Origin of the sequence: Streptomyces sp. NPDC052721 (assembly GCF_040678315.1) — a bacterium.
GTDB lineage: Bacteria > Actinomycetota > Actinomycetes > Streptomycetales > Streptomycetaceae > Streptomyces.
Map to the genome: position 1 here is coordinate 121,510 of NZ_JBFATL010000017.1, position 20,109 is coordinate 141,618.

At 72.7% G+C, this 20,109-nt stretch carries 16 protein-coding genes; 9 read left to right on the top strand and 7 right to left on the bottom strand.

The features are described from left to right. Window positions 1-151 precede the first annotated feature (151 nt). Both AB0L21_RS18565 and AB0L21_RS18570 read right to left on the bottom strand, forming a co-directional pair. Complete coding sequence (locus AB0L21_RS18565; RefSeq protein ID WP_365704462.1) at window positions 152-1,777, bottom strand: ABC-F family ATP-binding cassette domain-containing protein; 1,626 nt, start codon at window positions 1,775-1,777, stop codon at window positions 152-154. Between the two features lie 312 nt (window positions 1,778-2,089). After that, on the bottom strand, window positions 2,090-2,506 hold the full coding sequence (locus AB0L21_RS18570; RefSeq protein WP_365704464.1) for an SsgA family sporulation/cell division regulator: 417 nt from the start codon (window positions 2,504-2,506) through the stop codon (window positions 2,090-2,092). Window positions 2,507-2,782: 276 nt separating this feature from the next. On the opposite strand from AB0L21_RS18570, the gene AB0L21_RS18575 reads away from it, so the two are divergent. Both AB0L21_RS18575 and AB0L21_RS18580 read left to right on the top strand, forming a co-directional pair. After that, entirely contained in the window at window positions 2,783-3,904 is a 1,122-nt protein-coding gene (locus tag AB0L21_RS18575) for an oxidoreductase (protein WP_365785155.1), read from the top strand. A gap of 75 nt (window positions 3,905-3,979) precedes the next feature. Next, window positions 3,980-4,318 (top strand): hypothetical protein, encoded by a 339-nt coding sequence (locus AB0L21_RS18580; RefSeq protein WP_031101268.1) that lies wholly within the window; start codon window positions 3,980-3,982, stop codon window positions 4,316-4,318. A 43-nt stretch (window positions 4,319-4,361) separates the two neighbouring features. On the opposite strand, the gene AB0L21_RS18585 is transcribed toward AB0L21_RS18580, so the two are convergent. After that, window positions 4,362-4,658: a YciI family protein gene (locus AB0L21_RS18585; RefSeq protein WP_365704466.1), complete on the bottom strand. Its 297-nt coding sequence runs from the start codon at window positions 4,656-4,658 to the stop codon at window positions 4,362-4,364. Window positions 4,659-4,717: 59 nt separating this feature from the next. On the opposite strand from AB0L21_RS18585, the gene AB0L21_RS18590 reads away from it, so the two are divergent. Next, a complete protein-coding gene (locus tag AB0L21_RS18590; protein WP_365785123.1) occupies window positions 4,718-5,461 on the top strand; it encodes an endonuclease V in 744 nt (247 codons plus the stop codon). A 64-nt stretch (window positions 5,462-5,525) separates the two neighbouring features. Here the strand turns inward: AB0L21_RS18590 and AB0L21_RS18595 are convergent, their stop codons facing one another. Next, entirely contained in the window at window positions 5,526-6,704 is a 1,179-nt protein-coding gene (locus tag AB0L21_RS18595; RefSeq protein ID WP_365785125.1) for a saccharopine dehydrogenase NADP-binding domain-containing protein, read from the bottom strand. A 370-nt stretch (window positions 6,705-7,074) separates the two neighbouring features. Between AB0L21_RS18595 and AB0L21_RS18600 the strand changes: the two genes are divergently transcribed. The 3 genes from AB0L21_RS18600 to AB0L21_RS18610 are packed head-to-tail and all read left to right on the top strand — an operon-like array spanning window position 7,075 to window position 11,724. Next, window positions 7,075-8,241 carry a CaiB/BaiF CoA-transferase family protein gene (locus AB0L21_RS18600; protein WP_365785127.1) on the top strand — a complete coding sequence of 389 codons (1,167 nt, stop codon included), beginning with the start codon at window positions 7,075-7,077 and terminating at the stop codon, window positions 8,239-8,241. A 41-nt stretch (window positions 8,242-8,282) separates the two neighbouring features. Next, on the top strand, window positions 8,283-9,497 hold the full coding sequence (locus AB0L21_RS18605) for an acetyl-CoA C-acetyltransferase (protein ID WP_365704474.1): 1,215 nt from the start codon (window positions 8,283-8,285) through the stop codon (window positions 9,495-9,497). A 49-nt stretch (window positions 9,498-9,546) separates the two neighbouring features. Next, window positions 9,547-11,724: a 3-hydroxyacyl-CoA dehydrogenase NAD-binding domain-containing protein gene (locus tag AB0L21_RS18610; protein ID WP_365785129.1), complete on the top strand. Its 2,178-nt coding sequence runs from the start codon at window positions 9,547-9,549 to the stop codon at window positions 11,722-11,724. Between the two features lie 6 nt (window positions 11,725-11,730). On the opposite strand, the gene AB0L21_RS18615 is transcribed toward AB0L21_RS18610, so the two are convergent. Beyond that, window positions 11,731-12,495 carry a MerR family transcriptional regulator gene (locus AB0L21_RS18615; protein ID WP_365785131.1) on the bottom strand — a complete coding sequence of 255 codons (765 nt, stop codon included), beginning with the start codon at window positions 12,493-12,495 and terminating at the stop codon, window positions 11,731-11,733. Between the two features lie 221 nt (window positions 12,496-12,716). Between AB0L21_RS18615 and AB0L21_RS18620 the strand changes: the two genes are divergently transcribed. Both AB0L21_RS18620 and AB0L21_RS18625 read left to right on the top strand, forming a co-directional pair. Continuing rightward, entirely contained in the window at window positions 12,717-14,183 is a 1,467-nt protein-coding gene (locus AB0L21_RS18620) for an amino acid permease (RefSeq protein WP_365785133.1), read from the top strand. A gap of 129 nt (window positions 14,184-14,312) precedes the next feature. Next, the gene (locus tag AB0L21_RS18625) at window positions 14,313-15,230 is read left to right on the top strand and encodes a PfkB family carbohydrate kinase (protein ID WP_365785135.1); all 918 of its coding nucleotides are present in this window, start codon (window positions 14,313-14,315) and stop codon (window positions 15,228-15,230) included. Between the two features lie 60 nt (window positions 15,231-15,290). On the opposite strand, the gene AB0L21_RS18630 is transcribed toward AB0L21_RS18625, so the two are convergent. After that, window positions 15,291-16,778 (bottom strand): M1 family metallopeptidase, encoded by a 1,488-nt coding sequence (locus AB0L21_RS18630; RefSeq protein WP_365785137.1) that lies wholly within the window; start codon window positions 16,776-16,778, stop codon window positions 15,291-15,293. Between the two features lie 174 nt (window positions 16,779-16,952). Between AB0L21_RS18630 and AB0L21_RS18635 the strand changes: the two genes are divergently transcribed. Next, a complete protein-coding gene (locus tag AB0L21_RS18635; RefSeq protein WP_365785139.1) occupies window positions 16,953-18,899 on the top strand; it encodes a Xaa-Pro dipeptidyl-peptidase in 1,947 nt (648 codons plus the stop codon). A 172-nt stretch (window positions 18,900-19,071) separates the two neighbouring features. Here AB0L21_RS18635 and AB0L21_RS18640 read toward each other — a convergent pair whose 3' ends face one another. Then, a complete protein-coding gene (locus AB0L21_RS18640) occupies window positions 19,072-19,986 on the bottom strand; it encodes an FAD-dependent oxidoreductase (protein ID WP_365785157.1) in 915 nt (304 codons plus the stop codon). Window positions 19,987-20,109: the final 123 nt, after the last annotated feature.

The following is a 20,109-nucleotide window of genomic DNA, read 5'->3' on the forward strand; positions in this document are numbered from 1 at the left end:
AATCGGTCGTGCGATGGTGCGGGTCCGGCGCCGCTCACACGGCGCCGGTCCGTCATCATGCAGGGCGCTCCGGCCACGGCCAAACCCCCCCGGTGTCCGGCGCGTCTCTCCTGACCCCGCCGGGTCGGCCGGGCAGGCCCTCGCCGGCCCGTCAGGCCGGATCCCAGAGCGCCTCGGGCGTCGTCTCCGTCAGCTCCCCTCCCTCCATCAGCAGCCACCGGGTGATCCCGATCGACTCCAGGAACGGCAGGTCGTGGCTGGCGACGATCAGCGCGCCCTCGTACGACTCCAGGGCCGTGGTCAGCTGCCGGACGCTGGCCATGTCGAGGTTGTTGGTCGGCTCGTCCAGCAGCAGCAGTTGGGGCGCGGGCTCGGCGAGCATCAGCGCGGCCAGGGCCGCCCGGAAACGCTCACCGCCCGACAGGGTGGCCGCCTTCTGGTCCGCCCGCGCGCCCCGGAACAGGAAGCGGGCGAGCCGCGCCCGGACCCGGTTGTTGGTGGCGCCCGGCGCGAACCGGGCGACGTTCTCCGCCACCGACAGGTCGTCGTCCAGCACGTCCAGCCGCTGGGGCAGGAAGCGCAGCGGGACATGGGCCGTCGCCGTGCCCGACACCGGTGCCAGTTCCCCGGCGACGGTCCGCAGCAGCGTCGTCTTGCCGGCGCCGTTGCGGCCGACGAGCGCGATCCGCTCCGGGCCGCGCAGATCGAGGATGCCCCGCACGCGCGCGTGGTAGGCCGTTTCCAGCTTCTCCAGGGTGAGCACCTGCCGGCCGGGCGGCACGGCCGTGTACGGCAGGTCGATACGGATCTCGTCGTCGTCCCGTACGGCCTCCACCGCCTCGTCCAGCCGTTCCCTGGCCTCGGCGAGCCGCTCCTCGTGCAGGATGCGGTGCTTGCCCGCCGACTCCTGGGCGGCCCGCTTGCGTGCCCCCATGACGATCTTCGGCTCGCGTTTCTGCTCGTACATCTTCTGCCCGTACCGCTTGCGGCGGGCCAGTTTGACCTGGGCGTCGGCCAGTTCGCGCTTCTGCTTGCGCACATCGGCCTCGGCGACGCGCAGCATCCGCTCGGCCGCCTCCTGCTCGACGGCCAGGGCCTCCTCGTAGGCCGAGAAGTTGCCGCCGAACCAGGCGACCTCTCCGGAGCGCAGCTCCGCGATCTGGTCGACCAGGTCGAGCAGTTCCCGGTCGTGGCTGACCACGACCAGCACGCCGGGCCAGGAGGCGACCGTCTGGTACAGCCGACGGCGCGCGTACAGGTCGAGATTGTTGGTGGGCTCGTCCAGCAGCAGGATGTCGGGGCGGCGCAGCAGCAGCGCCGCGAGCCGCAGCAGCACCGACTCGCCCCCGGACACCTCGCCGACGGTCCGGTCCAGGCCGATGTGGCCGAGGCCGAGTTCGCCGAGGGTGACCAGGGCGCGCTCCTCGACGTCCCAGTCGTCGCCGACGGTCTCGAAGTGCTCCTCGGCGACGTCGCCCGCCTCGATGGCGTGCAGGGCGGCCCGCTGGCCGGCGATGCCGAGGGCCTGGTCGACGCGGAGCGCGGTGTCGAGCGTGACGTTCTGCGGGAGGTAGCCGATCTCGCCGGCCGCCTTGAGGGTGCCGTCGGCCGGGGCGAGTTCCCCGGCCATCAGCTTGAGCAGGGTGGACTTGCCCGATCCGTTGACGCCGACGAGCCCGGTCCTGCCGGGGCCGAAGGCGATGTCCAGGCCGTCGAAGACGGCGGTGCCGTCGGGCCAGGTGAAGGACAGGGAAGTGCAGGTGAGGGAAGCAGACATGGGCGCCTCGCGAGGGACGGGTGCGTTCGGGTGGACGCGTGTCGAGACACCGCGAGGCGTGAAACCGAAAGGTCTGGGGCACTGAGGAGGCCACGCGAAAAGGCCTGTGCCGGAGGACGGCTCGGACGCCGAGGTCGTACGCCACGCACACCTCACCGGTGCGACGCGGTGCCTCAGGACCTCAGACGAGCAACGTCCTTCTCCAATCGACGGCAACAGAACCGCTGTACACCGTAGGAAGGGAGGAAAGACCTGTCAACGTGATTGATGGCCGCGCCGCCCCACGCGCGCGCGGCATTGATCGACCGGCACTCAGCAGGCGTCCCGCATCAGCTCGGCCAGGTCGTGGTCGAGATCCAGCTGGAGGTGTTCCAGGCCGACGGGGACCAGGTCGTCGGTCGCCTGCAGAAACCGCCGGATCTCACCCGAGCGCACATGCACGATCGCGGTGCCCTCCGGAGCGTGGAACTCCAGCACCGTGCGGTCGTACCCGTACGGCCGCACACGGACGTCACCGTGACCCTCGGGGCCCTGGAGACCGGCCGTGAGCAGCTCGCGGGAGAAGGTCCAGCACACGTCGACGCCCTCCAGCGTGGCCGGGGCCGGGAACGTCATGCGGACGGCGAACGGGTCGCGCCGGTCGTAGCGCAGCGTGGCGGGAATGCTCGGCATGCGCGGTGCGGCGGCGACGAGACGGGCCTCTACGGGCTGCTCGATGACGGTGGACAACGCCTTGCTCCCTCGTGACGGATGGACTGCGCCCGGGTGTGCGACCCGGCACTGGAAGAGACGACGGAAAGGGCCGGTGCGTGCACACGGGGAACGAGTGACCTCGGTCACCGCGTTCATGCACGAGGTACGTACGGCCGTTCCCACTGGTCGGCCGGCGCGGGGCACGGCAGGCCCTCTGGACGGGGCCGGGGGAAGCGGCTAGCTTCGCCCGCCATGAGGCGCTTGGGGAGCACGCGACGCAGGGGACGGACGAGCCGGCTGGTGGCGGTGGCAGTGGCGTGCGGGGCGGCGCTGGCCGCCCTGACGGTCCCGGCGGCCGAGGCCGGTCCGCTCGCACAGGGCACCGCCGGCCGGGCGAACGCGGGGCAGCCGGGCCCCGGCACGGATGCGAACCGGGCGGCCGAAGACTCCCGCACGACGAGCGCGCACTGGGCGGCGAAGGACCCCGGCACGCCGCGGATCCGTTTCCGGGGCCTCGCGGCCGTCGACCGGCGCACCGCCTGGCTGGCCGGCACCGAAGGCATGGTGCTGCGCACCACCGACGGCGGCGCGAGCTGGCGGAACGTCTCTCCGCCGGGGGCGGCCGGTCTGCAGTTCCGGGACGTGACGGCCTTCGACGCCCGCCGCGCGGTGGTGCTCGCCATCGGCGAGGGCGAGGCCTCCCGCGTCTACCGCACCGACGACGGCGGTACGACCTGGACGGAGTCCTTCCGCAACACCGACCCGAAGGCCTTCTACGACTGCCTCGCCTTTTTCGACCGCCGCCACGGCCTCGCCCTGAGCGACCCCGTGGACGGAAAGTTCCGCGTCCTGTCCACCGCCGACGGCGGACGCTCCTGGCGCGTGCTGCCCGCGGACGGCATGCCGCCGGCGCTGGACGGCGAGGCGGGCTTCGCCGCGAGCGGCCAGTGCCTCGTCACCGCCGGCCCGAAGGACGTCTGGCTGGCCACCGGCGGCGGCGCGCACGCGCGCGTGCTGCACTCCGCCGACCGCGGGCTCACCTGGACGGCCGCCGACACGCCCGTCCCCGCGGGCGATCCGGCCAAGGGCGTCTTCGCGCTGGCCTTCCGCGACCGCACCCACGGCATCGCGGTCGGCGGTGACTACCGCCCCGACCAGCCCTCCCCGCAGGCCGCCGCGTTCACCGCCGACGGCGGTCGCACCTGGCGGCCCGCCACCACCCCGCCGCCCGCGTACCGCTCGGGCGCCGCATGGCTCCCGCACAGCCGTACCGCCGCGCTGGCCGTCGGCCCGGCCGGCACCGACCTGACCACCGACGGCGGCCGCACCTGGCGGACGATCGACACCGGCTCGTACGACACCGTCGCCTGCACCCCCGACCTGAGCTGCTGGGCGGCGGGCGAACAGGGGCGGGTGGCACGGCTCGAACGCTGAGGCGCGGCCGGACCGGTGAGGTAACCGCGGCCGAACGCGGGTACTCGTTCCCCGCCGCAAAGGAAGGGAGCGATCATGCCAGCCGGTTCCAGCCCCAAGCGTGAGCGTCAGTACGAGCACATCAAGAAGAGCGCGCAGGACCGGGGCGAGAGCACCGGGCGCGCCAAGGAGATCGCCGCGCGGACGGTGAACAAGGAACGCGCCCGCTCCGGCGAGTCGAAGACCGCCAGCCGCAGCTCGACGCAGGACATGTCGTCCGGCAAGCGCGGCGGTCAGCGGTCGGGCAACCGGGTCGGCTCGCACGGCCCGACCCGCGACCAGCTGTACAACGAGGCGCGGCAGCGCGGCATCGAAGGCCGTTCGCACATGAACAAGGAAGAACTGCAGCGCGCGCTGAACGCCAAGAAGGGCTGACGGCCCGCCAGGCCCGACGCCCGAGGAGGTCGACAGGCTGACGTCAGTCGAGTGTCTGCCGGTGGCGCGCCAGCTCCGGGGCCGTCTTCGTGGCGATGAACTCCGTGACGCGGTAGGCGCACACACCGGCGACGGTGAACGGGTCGCCCGCGACGATCTCGTCGATGCGGGCGCGGTCCCCCGCGACAGCCAGGATCACCCCGCCGTCGCGGGGGTTCTTGCGTCCCGAGGCCAGGAAGAGGCCCTTCTCGTACTGCTCCTCCAGCCAGGCCACATGGTCCGGCAGGACGGCGTCCACGGCATCGAGCGGCGCGGTGTAGGTCAGCTCCAGGACGAACATGATCGCGAGCCTACCCCGCCCGGCCGGCGGCCCGCGGCAGGACCGTAGAGTCACGCGGCATGAGGATCGTCGGCGTACCCGCGGGCTGGCCCGCGACCGAGGACGAGGCCCGCGCCGTACAGGACGAGCTGCGCGGGCGGGTGGTGCTGGACGAGCCCGGACCGCCGCCCGGGACGGGCCGCGTCACGGGGGTCGACGTCGCCTACGACGACGACCTGGACCTGGTCGCGGCGGCGGCCGTCGTGCTGGACGCCGCAACCCTGGACGTCGTCGCGGAGACGACGGCGGTCGGCCGGGTCTCCTTCCCGTACGTGCCCGGGCTCCTCGCCTTCCGTGAGATCCCCACCGTGCGCGCCGCCCTGGACCGGCTGCCGTGCCCGCCCGGCCTGGTGGTGTGCGACGGCTACGGCCTGGCCCACCCGCGCCGCTTCGGCCTGGCGAGCCACCTGGGCGTGCTCATGGACCTGCCGTCCGTCGGGGTCGCCAAGAACCCGTTCACCTTCGCGTACGACGACCCGGAGCCGGCCCGGGGCGGTTGGGCACCGCTGCTCGCCGGGACCGAGGAGGTCGGGCGCGCCCTGCGTACCCGGGACGGCGTCAAGCCGGTGTTCGTCTCGGTCGGCCACCGGGTGAGCCTCGGCAACGCCGTGGCGCACACCCTGGCACTGACCCCGCGGTACCGGCTGCCGGAGACCACCCGCCGGGCGGACGCCCTGTGCCGGCGCGCGCTGCGCGAGGCGGCACAGGGCCTGACCGGCGGCGGGGATGAGGATTCGACGACGCCCCCGGCGCCGACCTCCTGATGAGATACAGGGCTGGTGCCCCCGCTGTGGGGGGCATGGCCGCGGGGGCGAGCGGCGGCTGCCGCTAGCGTTCCGCCGCCACCCGGAAGGCGATCCCCGCCGCGCGCAGCCGCTCGGTCAGGGCGTCGCCCATCGCCTGGGCCGTGGTCACCTGGCCGGCCGTCGGCGGCAGGTCGTCGAACGCCAGGCACAGGGCCGCCTCGGCGAACATCTTCGCCGTCTCGTCGTACCCGGGGTCGCCGCCCGCGACCTCGGTGAACACGCGACGGCCGCCGCCCTCGCCGACGAACCGCACCGAGAACCAGCTCTTGGCCCGCTTCTCCGCGCTCGGTCCGTCACCCGGCTTGAGCCGGTCCGACAGCCAGCGCCGGGCGGGCGGCAGCTGGGCCGCGGCGGTCACCGCGCCGAATGCCGCGACCCCGCCGAGGGCGACCGGCAGGCGCCGCACGGCCGCGTAGTGCCGGTAGCGGAAGTCCGGGCCGTACCGCTCCAGCGCCCGCGCCGAACGGCGCACGATCTGCGGGTCGATGGTGGGCAGCGGCAGCGCCCACGCGCCGACCTCCGCCGCGTACCTCGGCATGCCCGTCGGCGCCGTCACCCGGCGGCCCGGCAGCCGCGGCTCGTGGCGGGCCCGCTCGCGCGCGGCGGCCAGCATCCGCCGTCCGCGGGCCATCTGGTTCAGCGCCGAGGCGAGGGTGCCGCCGGAGAAGGCCGCGTCGGCGGTCACATAGCCGTCCACGGTCAGCGGCACGCCCTCGGGGAGCTGCCGGACCGTGAAGTACACGCCCAGGTCGTGCGGTACCGAGTCGAAACCGCAGGCGTGCACCAGACGCGCGCCCGTCTCCCGCGCGCGTGCGTCGTGCCGGACGTACACCAGGTCCACGAACTCGGGCTCGCCGGTGAGGTCCAGGTAGTCGGCACTGGTGTCGGCGCAGGCGGCGACGAGTTCCTCGCCGTGCAGCACGTACGGCCCCACGGTCGTGGCGACCACGCGCGCGTGCTCGGCGAGGGCGCGCAGGGTGGCCGGTTCGGCCGCATCGGCCCGCAGCACACCGACGTCCGCGCCGCCGGGCAGGTCCTCGCGCAGCCGCTCCAGCCGTCCCTCGTCGCGGCCGGCGACCGCCCAGCGCAGGTCCCGCGGCGCGTGCGCGGCGAGATAGTGGGCCGTGAGCGTGCCGACGAAGCCCGTGGCTCCGAAGAGCACGAGGTCGTACGGCCGGTCCGTCCTGCTCATCCTGCTCATGACACCCCTTGGTCCGTGCGGCCCGTCGCGCAGCCCGCGCCGCTGTCGGTGGCCGAGGCTAGCGTGAGGAGTGGGGAGCCCGACGACCAGCCCGGAGGCAGCGGTGGCCGTAGCCAGGAATGCCGTGAAGAAGCGGGAGAAACCGCCCCGGCCCGGGTCGGGGAACCGGGCACGCGGACCGGGTGACGGTCCCCGATGCCCGCGGCTCCGGGGGACCCGGGCGAGCGCCGGTCACTCTCCCGGGTGATGATCGGACCGGGCGGGCACTTGGCTAAGCGCTTGCTCGTTCAGGTCTTGTGTCCGGTGGAACGCGTTCCTAGCATCACCGGTGTTACATCAGTTGTGTCACACACGCCTGGGGGCTGGACGGATGACAACGGCAGGGACGCCGACGCCGGGTGACGGCCCGCTCTCCGGCGTGCGCGTGGTCGAGCTGGCCGGCATCGGCCCCGGCCCGTTCGCCGCCATGCTGCTGGCCGACCTGGGCGCCGACGTGGTCCGGGTGGACCGCCCGGACGGGCCGGGCCTCGCCATCGACCCGGCGTTCGACGTCACCAACCGCAACAAGCGCTCGATCGTGGTCGACCTGAAGGCACCGGACGGCCCCGCGCGCGTCCTGGACCTGGCCGAGCGGGCCGACATCCTCGTCGAGGGCTACCGCCCCGGCGTCGCCGAACGGCTCGGCATCGGCCCCGAGCACTGCCACGCCCGCAACCCCCGCCTGGTCTACGGCCGCATGACCGGCTGGGGACAGGACGGACCGCTCGCCCAGCGCGCCGGCCACGACATCGCCTACATCGCGCTCACCGGCACCCTCGGCATGATCGGCCGCCCGGACGAACCCCCGGCCGTGCCCGCCAACCTCCTCGGGGACTACGCGGGCGGCTCGCTCTACCTGGTCGTCGGCGTCCTCGCCGCCCTGCACCACGCGCGCGCCACGGGCACCGGCCAGGTGGTCGACGCGGCCATCGTGGACGGCACGGCCCACCTGTCCGCGATGATCCACGGCATGCTCGCCGCCGGCGGCTGGCAGGACCGCCGCGCCGCCAACCTCCTGGACGGCGGCTGCCCGTACTACGGCACCTATGAGACCGCCGACGGCCGGTACATGGCGGTGGGCGCCCTGGAAGGCAAGTTCTACGCGGAGTTCCTGCGCCTGCTCGGCCTGGACGACCTGGCGTCCGCCCGCAAGGACTGGACCCGTTGGGGCGAGCTGCGCGAACGGATCGCCGCCGCCTTCAAGTCCCGCACCCGGGCGGAGTGGACGGCCGTCTTCGCGGACTCCGACGCCTGTGTGGCGCCCGTGCTGAGCCTGCGCGAGGCCCCGGCCCACCCGCACCTGGCCGCCCGCGGCACCTTCACCGACCACGGCGGCATCACCCAGCCCGCCCCCGCCCCCCGCTTCTCCGCGACCCCCACCGCCGTCCGCACCGGCCCCGCCAGGCCCGGCGCGGACACGGCCGCGGTCGCCCGGGACTGGGGCATACCGGCACGCCCGACCGACGACCTCGACGACCTGGTCACCGACGGCGGCTGACCCCGCCCCCCGCTCGGCCCACCCTCCCGAAAGGCACACCAGTGAGCACCGAAGCGTACGTGTACGACGCGATCCGCACCCCGCGCGGCCGCGGCAAGGCGAACGGCGCCCTGCACGGCACGAAGCCCATCGACCTGGTCGTCGGCCTCATCCACGAGATCCGCGCCCGCTTCCCCGGCCTCGACCCGGCCGCGATCGACGACATCGTGCTCGGCGTCGTCGGCCCCGTCGGCGACCAGGGCTCCGACATCGCCCGGATCGCCGCCCTCGCCGCCGGACTGCCCGACACGGTCGCGGGCGTGCAGGAGAACCGCTTCTGTGCCTCCGGTCTGGAGGCCGTCAACCTGGCCGCCGCGAAGGTCCGCGCGGGCTGGGAGGACCTGGTCCTCGCGGGCGGTGTCGAGTCCATGTCCCGGGTCCCGATGGCCTCGGACGGCGGCGCCTGGTTCAACGACCCGATGACCAACCTCGCCGTCAACTTCGTCCCGCAGGGCATCGGCGCCGACCTCATCGCCACCATCGAGGGCTTCTCCCGCCGGGACGTCGACGAGTACGCGGCCCTGTCCCAGGAGCGCGCCGCCACCGCCTGGAAGGAGGGCCGCTTCGAGAAGTCCGTGGTCCCCGTCAAGGACCGCAACGGCCTGGTCGTCCTCGACCACGACGAGCACATGCGCCCCGGCACCACCGCCGACTCCCTCGCCAAGCTCAAGCCGTCCTTCGCGGACATCGGCGACCTGGGCGGCTTCGACGCCGTCGCCCTGCAGAGGTACCACTGGGTGGAGAAGATCGACCACGTCCACCACGCCGGCAACTCCTCCGGCATCGTGGACGGCGCCTCGCTCGTCGCGATCGGCTCCCAGGAGGTCGGCGAGCGTTACGGCCTCACCCCGCGCGCGCGGATCGTCGCCGCGGCCGTCTCCGGTTCCGAGCCGACCATCATGCTCACCGGCCCCGCACCCGCCACCCGCAAGGCCCTGGCGAAGGCCGGCCTCACCATCGACGACATCGACCTGGTCGAGATCAACGAGGCGTTCGCAGCGGTCGTGCTGCGCTTCGTGAAGGACATGGGCCTCACCCTGGACAAGGTCAACGTCAACGGCGGAGCCATCGCCCTCGGCCACCCGCTCGGCGCCACCGGCGCCATGATCCTCGGCTCGCTCATCGACGAACTGGAGCGCCAGGACAAGCGCTACGGCCTCGCCACGCTCTGCGTCGGCGGCGGCATGGGCATCGCCACCATCGTCGAGCGCCTCTGAACTCCCGGCGGAACCAAGCGCCCTGAAGACTTCTACGGAGACGACTGTCATGACCGAGAGCACCACCATCCGCTGGGAGCGGGACGACACCGGTGTCGTCACCCTCGTCCTGGACGACCCCAACCAGTCCGCGAACACCATGAACCAGGCGTTCCGCGACTCCCTCGCCGCGATCGCCGACCGGCTGGAGGCCGAACAGGAGAACATCCGCGGCATCATCTTCACCTCCGCCAAGAAGACCTTCTTCGCGGGCGGCGACCTGCGCGACCTGATCCGGGTCACGCCGGAGACCGCACAGGAGCTGTTCGACGGCGGCCTCGCCATCAAGCGGAACCTGCGCCGCATCGAGACCCTCGGCAAGCCGGTCGTCGCCGCCATCAACGGCGCGGCCCTCGGCGGCGGTTTCGAACTGGCCCTCGCCTGCCACCACCGGGTCGCCCTCGACACCCCCGGCACCAGGATCGGCTGCCCGGAGGTCACCCTCGGCCTGCTCCCCGGCGGCGGCGGAGTCGTCCGCACCGTACGGCTGCTGGGCATCGCGGACGCCCTGCTGAAGGTGCTCCTCCAGGGCCAGCAGTACAACGCGCGGCGCGCGCGGGACAACGGCCTCGTCCACGAGGTCGCCGCCACCCCCGAGGAACTGCTCGCCAAGGCCCGGGCCTTCATCGACGCGAACCCCGAGTCCCAGCAGCCCTGGGACAGGCCGGGCTACAAGATCCCCGGCGGCACCCCCGCCAACCCGAAGTTCGCCGCGAACCTGCCCGCCTTCCCGGCCACCCTGCGCAAGCAGACCGGCGGCGCCCCCTACCCGGCGCCCCGCAACATCCTCGCCGCCGCCGTCGAGGGCTCCCAGGTCGACTTCGAGACCGCCCAGGTCATCGAGGCCCGCTACTTCGTGGAACTGGCCGCCGGGCAGACCTCGAAGAACATGATCCAGGCGTTCTTCTTCGACCTCCAGGCGGTCAACTCCGGCGCCAACCGCCCGGGGGGCGTCGAGCCCCGCCAGGTCCGCAAGGTGGCCGTCCTCGGCGCCGGCATGATGGGCGCCGGCATCGCCTACGCATGCGCCCGCGCGGGCATCGACGTCGTCCTCAAGGACGTCTCCCTGGAAGCCGCCGTCAAGGGCAAGGGCTACTCCGAGAAGCTGTGCGCCAAGGCCGTAGCCAAGGGCCGTACCAGCCAGGAGAAGGCGGACGCGCTGCTCGCCCGGATCACCCCGACCGCCGAGGCGGCCGACCTCGCGGGCTGTGACGCGGTGATCGAGGCCGTGTTCGAGGACACCGCCCTCAAGCACAAGGTCTTCCAGGAGATCGAGGCCGTCGTCGCCCCCGACGCGCTGCTGTGCTCCAACACCTCCACGCTGCCCATCACCACCCTCGCCGAGGGCGTGCAGCGCCAGGCCGACTTCATCGGACTGCACTTCTTCTCGCCGGTCGACAAGATGCCGCTGGTCGAGATCATCAAGGGCGAGCGCACCGGCGAGGAGTCCCTCGCGCGCGCCTTCGACCTGGTCCGGCAGATCAACAAGACGCCGATCGTCGTCAACGACTCCCGCGGCTTCTTCACCTCCCGGGTGATCGGCCACTTCATCAACGAGGGCGTCGCCATGGTCGGCGAGGGCGTCGAGCCGGCCTCCGTGGAGCAGGCCGCCGCCCAGGCCGGCTACCCGGCCAAGGTGCTGTCCCTCATGGACGAGCTGACCCTCACCCTCCCGCGCAAGATCCGGGGCGAGACGAAGCGGGCCGTGGAGGAGGCCGGCGGCACCTGGACGGCGCACCCGGCGGAGGCGGTCATCGACCGCATGGTCGACGAGTTCGGCCGCACCGGCCGCAGCGGCGGCGCCGGCTTCTACGACTACACCGAGGACGGCAAGCGGGCCGGGCTCTGGCCGGGCCTGCGCGAGCACTTCACCAGGCCCGGGTACGAGATCCCGTTCCGGGACATGCAGGAGCGCATGCTCTTCGCCGAGGCGCTCGACACCGTACGCCTCCTGGAGGAGGGCGTCCTGACCTCCGTCGCCGACGCCAACATCGGATCGATCCTCGGCATCGGCTTCCCCGGCTGGACCGGCGGTGTGCTCCAGTACATCAACGGTTACGAAGGGGGCCTGCCCGGATTCGTGGCCCGCGCGCGCGAGCTGGCCGAGCGGTACGGCGAGCGGTTCACCCCGCCCGCGCTGCTCGTGACGAAGGCCGAGAACGGGGAGACGTTCACCGACGCCCGCTGACGCGCCTCAGCCGGACGGCGTGCCCCGGGACTCCCCTCCTGGGGCCGCCGTGCCCCCGGAGGGGGTCTCCCGGCCCGCCGCGCCGTCCAGCCACTGGCGGAGTTCCTCCTTCAGCGACCGCTGGAAGGTGGTGAGCAGCGCCTGCACCACGAGCGGGTGCATATGGGCCGACAGCGACTTCACGTCCCGCGTGTCGCGTTCGGCGACGGCCTCCCGCAGCAGGTCCGACAGCTCGTGCGCCGCCGCGCGCGCGTGATCGGTCAGGACGGTCCGGGCGGCCAGGATGGTCTCCTGCGACAGCGGTACGCCGAGGAGCCGCACCGCGAGCCGCAGCAGACCGCAGTCCACGCGGAAGGACTCCCCGTCCCGGGTCACCACGTTCATCGCGGCCAGCCGGTCCACGTCCTCCTCGGCCAGCCGGCGCCCCGCCCGCCGCTCCAGCTCCGCGCGGGACACGGTCTCGACGGTGTCCGGCGCCCAGGAGGCGACCACCGCCCGGTGGATCGCCAGATCGTGCGGACCGAGGTCGGCCGGAAGCTGCCGCAGGTGCCGTTCGATCGCCGCGAGGGTCATGCCCTGGTGCTGCATCTCCTCGATCAGCTCCAGCCGGGCCAGGTGGTCCCGGCCGTAGTGGCCCACCCGGCGCGGGCCGATCACCGGCGGTGGCAGCAGTCCCCTGGTGCCGTAGAAGCGGACCGTGCGCACCGTGACGCCCGCCCGCGCGGCCAGTTCGTCGATCGTCAGGGTGGGCTCCCCGGTGTCGGTCGTCATGTGCAGCAGTATCGCTGTCGCACCATTGGTGTGAAATCCGGGGCGAGCCCGTGACGGCCGTGTGAGAAGAACCGCTGTGTGACCTGGGCCATCGCATACCGGGCGGTCTCTCTGGGAAGCTGCTGCCTTGGTCTGTGCCGCGACACAAGGGTGGTGCGGGCCAAGACCTGCACGAACCCCGGGCCCATGAGGTCCGGGCGCACCAGGAAGTGGAACCACCCGTGAGCAAGGAAGCCGTGGAATCGGCACAGGCCACCACCCACCCCCAGGTGGCCCGGACGCCCGCGGACGCGGGCGACGCCGGCTACAGCAAGGACCTCAAGGCCCGCCACGTCAACATGATCGCCATCGGCGGCGCCATCGGCACCGGCCTCTTCCTCGGCGCCGGCGGACGCCTGCACAACGCGGGCCCGGCGCTCGCCCTGGCCTATCTGGTCTGCGGTGTCTTCGCGTTCTTCGTCGTCCGGGCCCTGGGCGAGCTGGTCCTGTACCGGCCGTCCTCCGGCTCCTTCGTGTCGTACGCGCGCGAGTTCCTCGGCGAGAAGGGCGCCTACGTCGCCGGCTGGATGTACTTCCTGAACTGGTCGACCACCGGCATCGCCGACATCACCGCGATCGCGCTCTACACGCACTACTGGAGCATGTTCACCTCCATCCCGCAGTGGGTGCTGGCGCTGATCGCCCTCGCGGTCGTCCTCGCCGTGAACCTGATCTCGGTGAAGATCTTCGGCGAGATGGAGTTCTGGTTCGCGATCATCAAGGTCGCCACCCTCGTGGGCTTCATGCTGATCGGCATCTTCCTGCTGGCGACCCAGCACGACGTCGGCGGCAGCAAGCCGGGCCTCGGCGTCATCACCGACAACGGCGGCGTCTTCCCGCACGGCCTGATGCCGGTCGTCCTCGTCATGCAGGGCGTGATCTTCGCGTACGCCGCCCTGGAGCTGGTCGGCGTGGCCGCCGGCGAGACCGCCGAGCCGGAGAAGGTCGTCCCGCGCGCGGTGAACTCGATCATGTGGCGCGTGGGCCTGTTCTACGTCGGCTCGGTCGTACTCCTCGCCCTGCTGCTGCCCGGTTCGGTGTACTCCGCCGACCAGAGCCCGTTCGTGACCGTGCTCTCCAAGATCGGCGTCCCGGCGGCCGGTGACGTGATGAACCTGGTCGTGCTGACCGCCGCCATGTCCTCGCTCAACTCCGGCCTGTACTCCACCGGCCGCATCCTGCGCTCGATGGCCATGGCCGGCTCGGCGCCGAAGTTCACCGCCCGCATGAACCGCAGCCAGGTGCCCTACGGCGGCATCCTGCTGACCTGCGCGGTCTGTGTGCTCGGTGTCGGCCTGAACTACCTGGTACCCAGCCAGGCCTTCGAGATCGTGCTCAACGTAGCCTCGCTCGGCATCATCAGCACCTGGGTGATCATCATGGTCTGCCACCTGATCTTCGTCCGCCGCGCCCGCGCGGGCCTGGTGGCCCGGCCGCACTTCCAGCTGAAGTTCAGCCCGGTCACGGAGATCGCCACCGTGGTGTTCCTGCTGGTCTGCCTCGGCATGATGTGGAACGACGCCGAGGTCGGCCGCAAGACCCTCCTCCTCATCCCGGTGATCGCCGTCATGCTGGTCGCGGGCTGGTTCGGCCTCCGCCGCCGGGTGGCGAAGAACACCGATCAGGAGCTGACCGAACTCTCCAAGTAGCGGCTCGGCGCCACTGTCAGTGGCATCGCGTACGGTGGCGTCATGCCGGAGATCATGGAGATCCGGCATGACGCCACCGTGCCATAGGGGGGCGTTCCGGAGGGGGCGCGCGCAGGGGGAGGACGCGGGATGACCGGGCCGACGGACACGACCGACGTGCTGGTGCTGGGCGGGGCCGGTGTGGACACGATCATCCCGGTCCCCGAGCTCCCCCTGCCGTACGCCGACAGCTACATGATCGACGCGGGGATCCGCACCCGCGCCGGGCAGACCGGCGACTTCGTCGCCCTCGGACTGGCCAGGCTCGGGCTGCGCACCCACCACCTCGACCTGCTCGGCGACGACCCCGAGGGCGACCTCGTGCGCGCCCTGCACCGTGAGCACGGCATCGCCCTCACCGCGCTCCCGCAGTCGGCCGGCACCAAGCGGGCGGTCAATCTCGTCGGCCCGGACGGCCGCCGGCTGTCCCTGTACGACACCAGCCGCGCCCACCCCGACGACCGCTTCCCCGAGGCCCGCCTGCGCGCGCTGGCCGCCGCGAGCCGGCATGTGCACGTGACCATCACCCAGCCCTGCGCCCACGCCCTGCCGGTCCTGCGCGAGACGGGCCTGCCGCTCTCCACCGACCTGCACGACTGGGACGGCGAGAACCCGTACCACGAGCCGTTCGCGTTCTCGGCCGACGTCGTCTTCCTGTCGGCCGCCGCCCTGACCGACCCCGAGCGGACCATGCGGCGCATCGCCGAACGCGGGCGGGCCGAGACCGTCGTGGCCACCGCCGGGGCGGAGGGCGCCCGTCTGCTGGCCGGCGGCGAGCTGACCCGGATACCGGCGGCGGCCCCGCCCGCGCCGGTGGTGGACTCCAACGGTGCGGGCGACGCCTTCGCCGCCGCGTTCCTCTACGGCCGGCTGAGCGGCGAGCCGCCCGAGCGATGCGCCTGGTACGGCGCCGTGGCGGGTGCCTACGCATGCACCGTCCCGGCCACCCGCGCGGACGCGATAGGCCGGGACGAGCTGCTACGACGGGCGTCCGGAGCGAGCCGCTGAGGCACCGGGGCGCTGGGCCCGCAGTCCGGTGAGGCGCCCGCGTACGGGGCGGTCCCGGGCTCAGTGCCCGTGCACGGCGTTCGTCGCCTCGATCTTCTTCCAGGACTTCGGCCGCTCCACCGCCGTACCCGTCTTCGCCAGGCCCCGGACCGTCGGCGATGCGGGCTTCTCCGGCTGGAACAGCCAGGTGTCGAACAGCGCGGCCAGCGGCTTGCCGGACACCCGCTCGGCGTACTTCTGGAAGTCGGCCACCGAGGCGTTGCCGTAGGCGTGCTCCTTCGGCCAGCCCTTCAGGATCGCGAAGAACGCGTCGTCACCGACCTCGTTGCGCAGTGCCTGGATGGCGAGGGCGCCCCGGTCGTAGACGGCACCGCTGAACTGCTCGTCGGGGCCCGGGTCGCCGGGCTTGACCGTCCAGAAGGGGTCGTCGGCCGGGTGCGAGGCGTACACGTAGTCGGCGAGTTCCTGCGTGGTGCCCTCGCCCTCGTGCTCGGACCACAGCCACTGCGCGTACCGGGCGAAGCCCTCGTTGATCCAGATGTCCTTCCAGCCCTTGATCGACACGTCGTCGCCGTACCACTGATGGGCCAGCTCGTGCACCACCACCGAGGTGTTGGAGCCGTTCGCGAACTGACGCGGGCTGTAGTAGACGCGGGTCTGCGTCTCCAGCGCGTAGCCGGTGGTGGTGTTCGGCACATAGCCGCCCGCCGAACTGAACGGATACGGCCCGAAGTAGTCGCTCAGCCAGTCCACGATCTCACCGGTGCGCTCCACGCTGGCCCGGGCGGCCCCGTCGTTGTCGCCCAGGTCCTTGCTGTAGGCGTTGATGACGGGCACTCCGCCGTCGGAGGTGCTGGTGGTGATGTCGAACCTGCCGACCGCGAGCGTGGCCAGATAGGTCGCCTGCGGCTTGTTCTGCCGCCAGTTGTAGCGGGTCCATCCCAGCTTCGAACTGGTCGACTGCAGCGTGCCGTTGGAGATGGCCTGGGTGCCGTCCGGCACGGCCACCGACACGTCGTAGGTGGCCTTGTCGCTCGGGTGGTCGTTGCTCGGGAACCACCACCAGGCGGCCTCGGGCTCGTCGGCGGCCACCGCGCCGTCCGGCGTGCGGTGCCAGGTGGAGAAGCCGTAGGCGCTCTTCGTCGACGGCACCCCGCTGTAACGGACCACGACCGTGATCGCGGTGCCCTTCGCCAGCGGCGTCTTCGGGGTGACGACCAGTTCGTGCTGGCCGGACGCCGAGAAGGACGCCTTGGCGCCGTTGACCCGCACCTCGCTGACGTCCAGCAGGAAGTCCAGGTCGAAACTGGACAGATCCTGCGTGGTCTTCGCCAGGATCGTCGCCGTACCCTGCAACTCGTCCGTCTTCGGCTGGTACTGCAGCCTCAGGTCGTAGTGCGAGACGTCGTAACCGCCGTTGCCGTAGTACGGGTAGTAGGGGTCGCCGATGCCCGGTGCGCCGGGGGAGTAACTCGCGGCCGATGCCGGGATCGCCAGCAGGAGGGAGGCCGCCGCGAGCGCGCCCGGTGCGATGATTCTGCGGTGCACGTCAGCTCCAAGTCGTAGGGACGTGAGTCCGTTCGGAGATCTGTCCGGAGCCTATTCAGTCCCTGTGGCCACTGACTTGTCCATGACCCCTCCTGTCACACGATCGCCATTCAGCCGTCACGCGCACCGGAAAGCCGTCTTCTGTACGGGCGTTGACCGGAGTACCGTCCGCGCATGCCGAAACGCACGCGCTCCACGACCTGGAGAACGCTCGTCACCGCTGCCGTCGCCGCCCTGACGGCCGCCTTCCTCACCCCGGCCGCCGCACAGGCCGCGCCCCGGGAGAGCAGACCCGTCTACTCCTACGCCGACGCCGTCCGCGAGTCCGTGTGGGTGGACACGGGCCTCGATGAGGACGGCGACGGACGGACCGACCGCGTCGCCGCCGACATCGTCCGGCCCGCCGAACCCGCCCGGCAGGGCCGCAAGGTACCCGTCATCATGGACGCCAGCCCGTACTACTCCTGCTGCGGGCGCGGCAACGAGAGCCAGCGCAAGACGTACGACGCCCAGGGCCGCGTCGTCCAGATGCCGCTGTTCTACGACAACTACTTCGTGCCCCGCGGCTACGCCTTCGTCGGCGTCGACCTCGCCGGCACCAACCGCTCCGACGGCTGCGTCGACGTCGGCGGCCGGTCCGACATCCTGTCCGCGAAGGCCGTGATCGACTGGCTGAACGGCCGCGCCCGAGCCTACACCAGCCGCACGGGCGGCACCCCGGTGACGGCCGGCTGGACCAACGGCAGAACCGGCATGATCGGCAAGAGCTGGGACGGCACCATCGCCAACGGCGTCGCCGCCACCGGCGTCAAGGGCCTGAAGACGATCGTGCCGATCAGCGCGATCTCCTCCTGGTACGACTACTACTTCGCCCAGGGCGCCCCGCTCTACGACGGCGGTCCCGACGAGCTGGCCGGCTACGTCGAGAGCGCCGACGCGCAGGCCCACTGCGCGGCCGTGCAGCAGAAGCTCGCCGACGGCAGCCCGCGCAGCGGCGACTGGACCCCGCTGTGGACCGAGCGGGACTACGTCAAGGACGCGGCGAAGGTACGCGCCAGCGTGTTCCTGGTGCACGGCATGCAGGACCTCAACGTCCGCACCAAGCACTTCGGCCAGTGGTGGGACGCCCTCGCCCGGCACGGCGTGGAGCGCAGGATCTGGCTCTCCCAGACGGGGCACGTCGACCCGTTCGACTACCGGCGCGGCGCCTGGGTCGACACCCTGCACCGCTGGTTCGACCACGAACTCCTCGGCTACGACAACGGGATCGACCGCGAACCGGTGGCCGACATCGAACGCCACCCCGACCAGTGGGTCACCTCCGCCGCCTGGCCCCCGCGCGGCACCCGCGCCGCGGTCCTGCACCCGGCCGCCGGCAGCCAGGCCGGCGTCGGCACCCTCGGCCTGCGCCCGGGCACCGGCGCCGAGACCTTCACGGACGACCCGGCGCTGAGCGAGACCGACTGGGCCGCGCACCTCACCACGGCCACACCCGAGAAGGCCGGCTTCCTCACGGCGCCGCTCACCCGGGACCTGCGCCTGTCCGGCTCCTCCACGGTGACGGTCACCGCGACCCCGACGACCGGCTCCGCCCATCTGTCCGCCGTGCTGGTCGACGTCGGCCCGGACACCATCCGTGACTACGCCGACCGCGCCGAGGGCATCACCACCCTCACCGAGCGCAGCTGCTGGGGCGAGAGCACGGCCGGGGACAGCTCCTGCTTCAAGGAGACCGCGGCGAAGACGGCCGCCGTCGACCACACCGTGGTCAGCCGGGGCTGGGCCGACCTCGGCCACCACGCCTGGCCGGCCCGGGGCGTCCCGCTGACGCCGGGCAGGGCGTACACCATCACCCTGGACCTCGCGGCCACCGACCACGTCCTCCCCGCGGGGCACCGGCTGGCGCTGATCGTCGCCGGTACGGACAAGGACCTCATCGACCCTCCGTCCACCCGGCCGACGCTCACCGTGGACCTGTCCCGTACGACGGCGACGGTGCCGCTGGTGGGCGGTGCGGGGGCGTTCGCCCGCGCCACGTCAGGCAGCGCCGGGGCGCCCGCGCCGACGGTTCTGGACGGCGTCGGGCCACCGCCTACCGTCCGGCACGTTCCGGCGAGCTGACGGGTCAGTGTGGGTTCGCCGCGCCGGTTCGGCGGTGGCCGGTCGTGGTCTCCCGCTCCGGGCGGTCGTGGGCTGGTCGCGCGGTTCCCCGCGCCCCTGGGGGAGTCGCGGTGCCGCGCGTTCGAACGCTCAGGGGCCGGGAACGCCACCCCGGCCCCTGCCCGCCGCTCGCTCAGGTCGTCGGGAACGCCAGGCCGGCCGCCTCCCGGGCGCAGCCCCACGCCACCGTGACACCGGCGCCGCCGTGGCCGTAGTCGTGCACCAGCACGCGGCCGTCCGGGAGGGGCCGCCGCTCCAGTCGTACCGCCTCCCGGGCCGGGCGTAGTCCCACCCGGTGCGTGAGGACGCGCGCGCCGGCGATCTCCGGCCGGACGGCCGCGCAGCGGGCGACGATCGCCTCGGCCGTGGCCGGCTCAGGCTCCAGGGACCAGTCGTCCTCCTCGGCCGTGCCGCCCAGGAGCAGCCCGCCCGGCTGCGGAATGAAGTAGGTGGACGCGGCCGAGGAGTGGTCCACGGAGGTGAACCAGCTGGTCACCCCCGGGTTCTCCACCACGACCAGCTGCCCGCGCACCGGCCGCACCGCCGGGTCCGGCACCAGGGAGCGGGCCCCGAGGCCCGCGCAGTTGATCACTACAGGGGCGGGCACGGCGGCCAGGTCGGTCACCTCGCGGACCTCCACCGTGCCTCCCGCTTTCTCCAGGCGCTGCCGCAGCCAGGCGAGATGCACCGGCATGTCGATCACCGGCAGCCGCGCCGCCAGCCCGTCGGCCGCCGCCCGCAGCCCCGGCACCCGGCCCGCCCACGCGCCCAGCCCGTCCAGCCGGGCCCCGTGGTGCACGCCGTCGACCAGCCGCACCCCCGTCTCCTCCGGCCGGCCCGCCAGCTCCTCGTACACCGCCAGGGATTCCAGCGCCCACGCGCCCGCCAGCGGCTCCGGTTCGATGCGGTACGGCCACCACAGACCGCCGGCGACCGCCGAGGTCGTCCGCTCGGCCGGCTCGCGCGCCCACACCCGCACCCGCCGCCCGGACTCGGCCAGCAGCACGGCCGTCGTCAGCCCGGCGATCCCGCTCCCGACCACGATCACTTCGTCACTCGGCCCACTGTCCACGTCAGGACGATAGGCCCCGCGTGGCCGGCTCCGTCAGCCCGGGCCCGCCACCGCTGACCGGCGGAGAACCTGGCCGAGACGCGCGCGTGCCGCCACTAG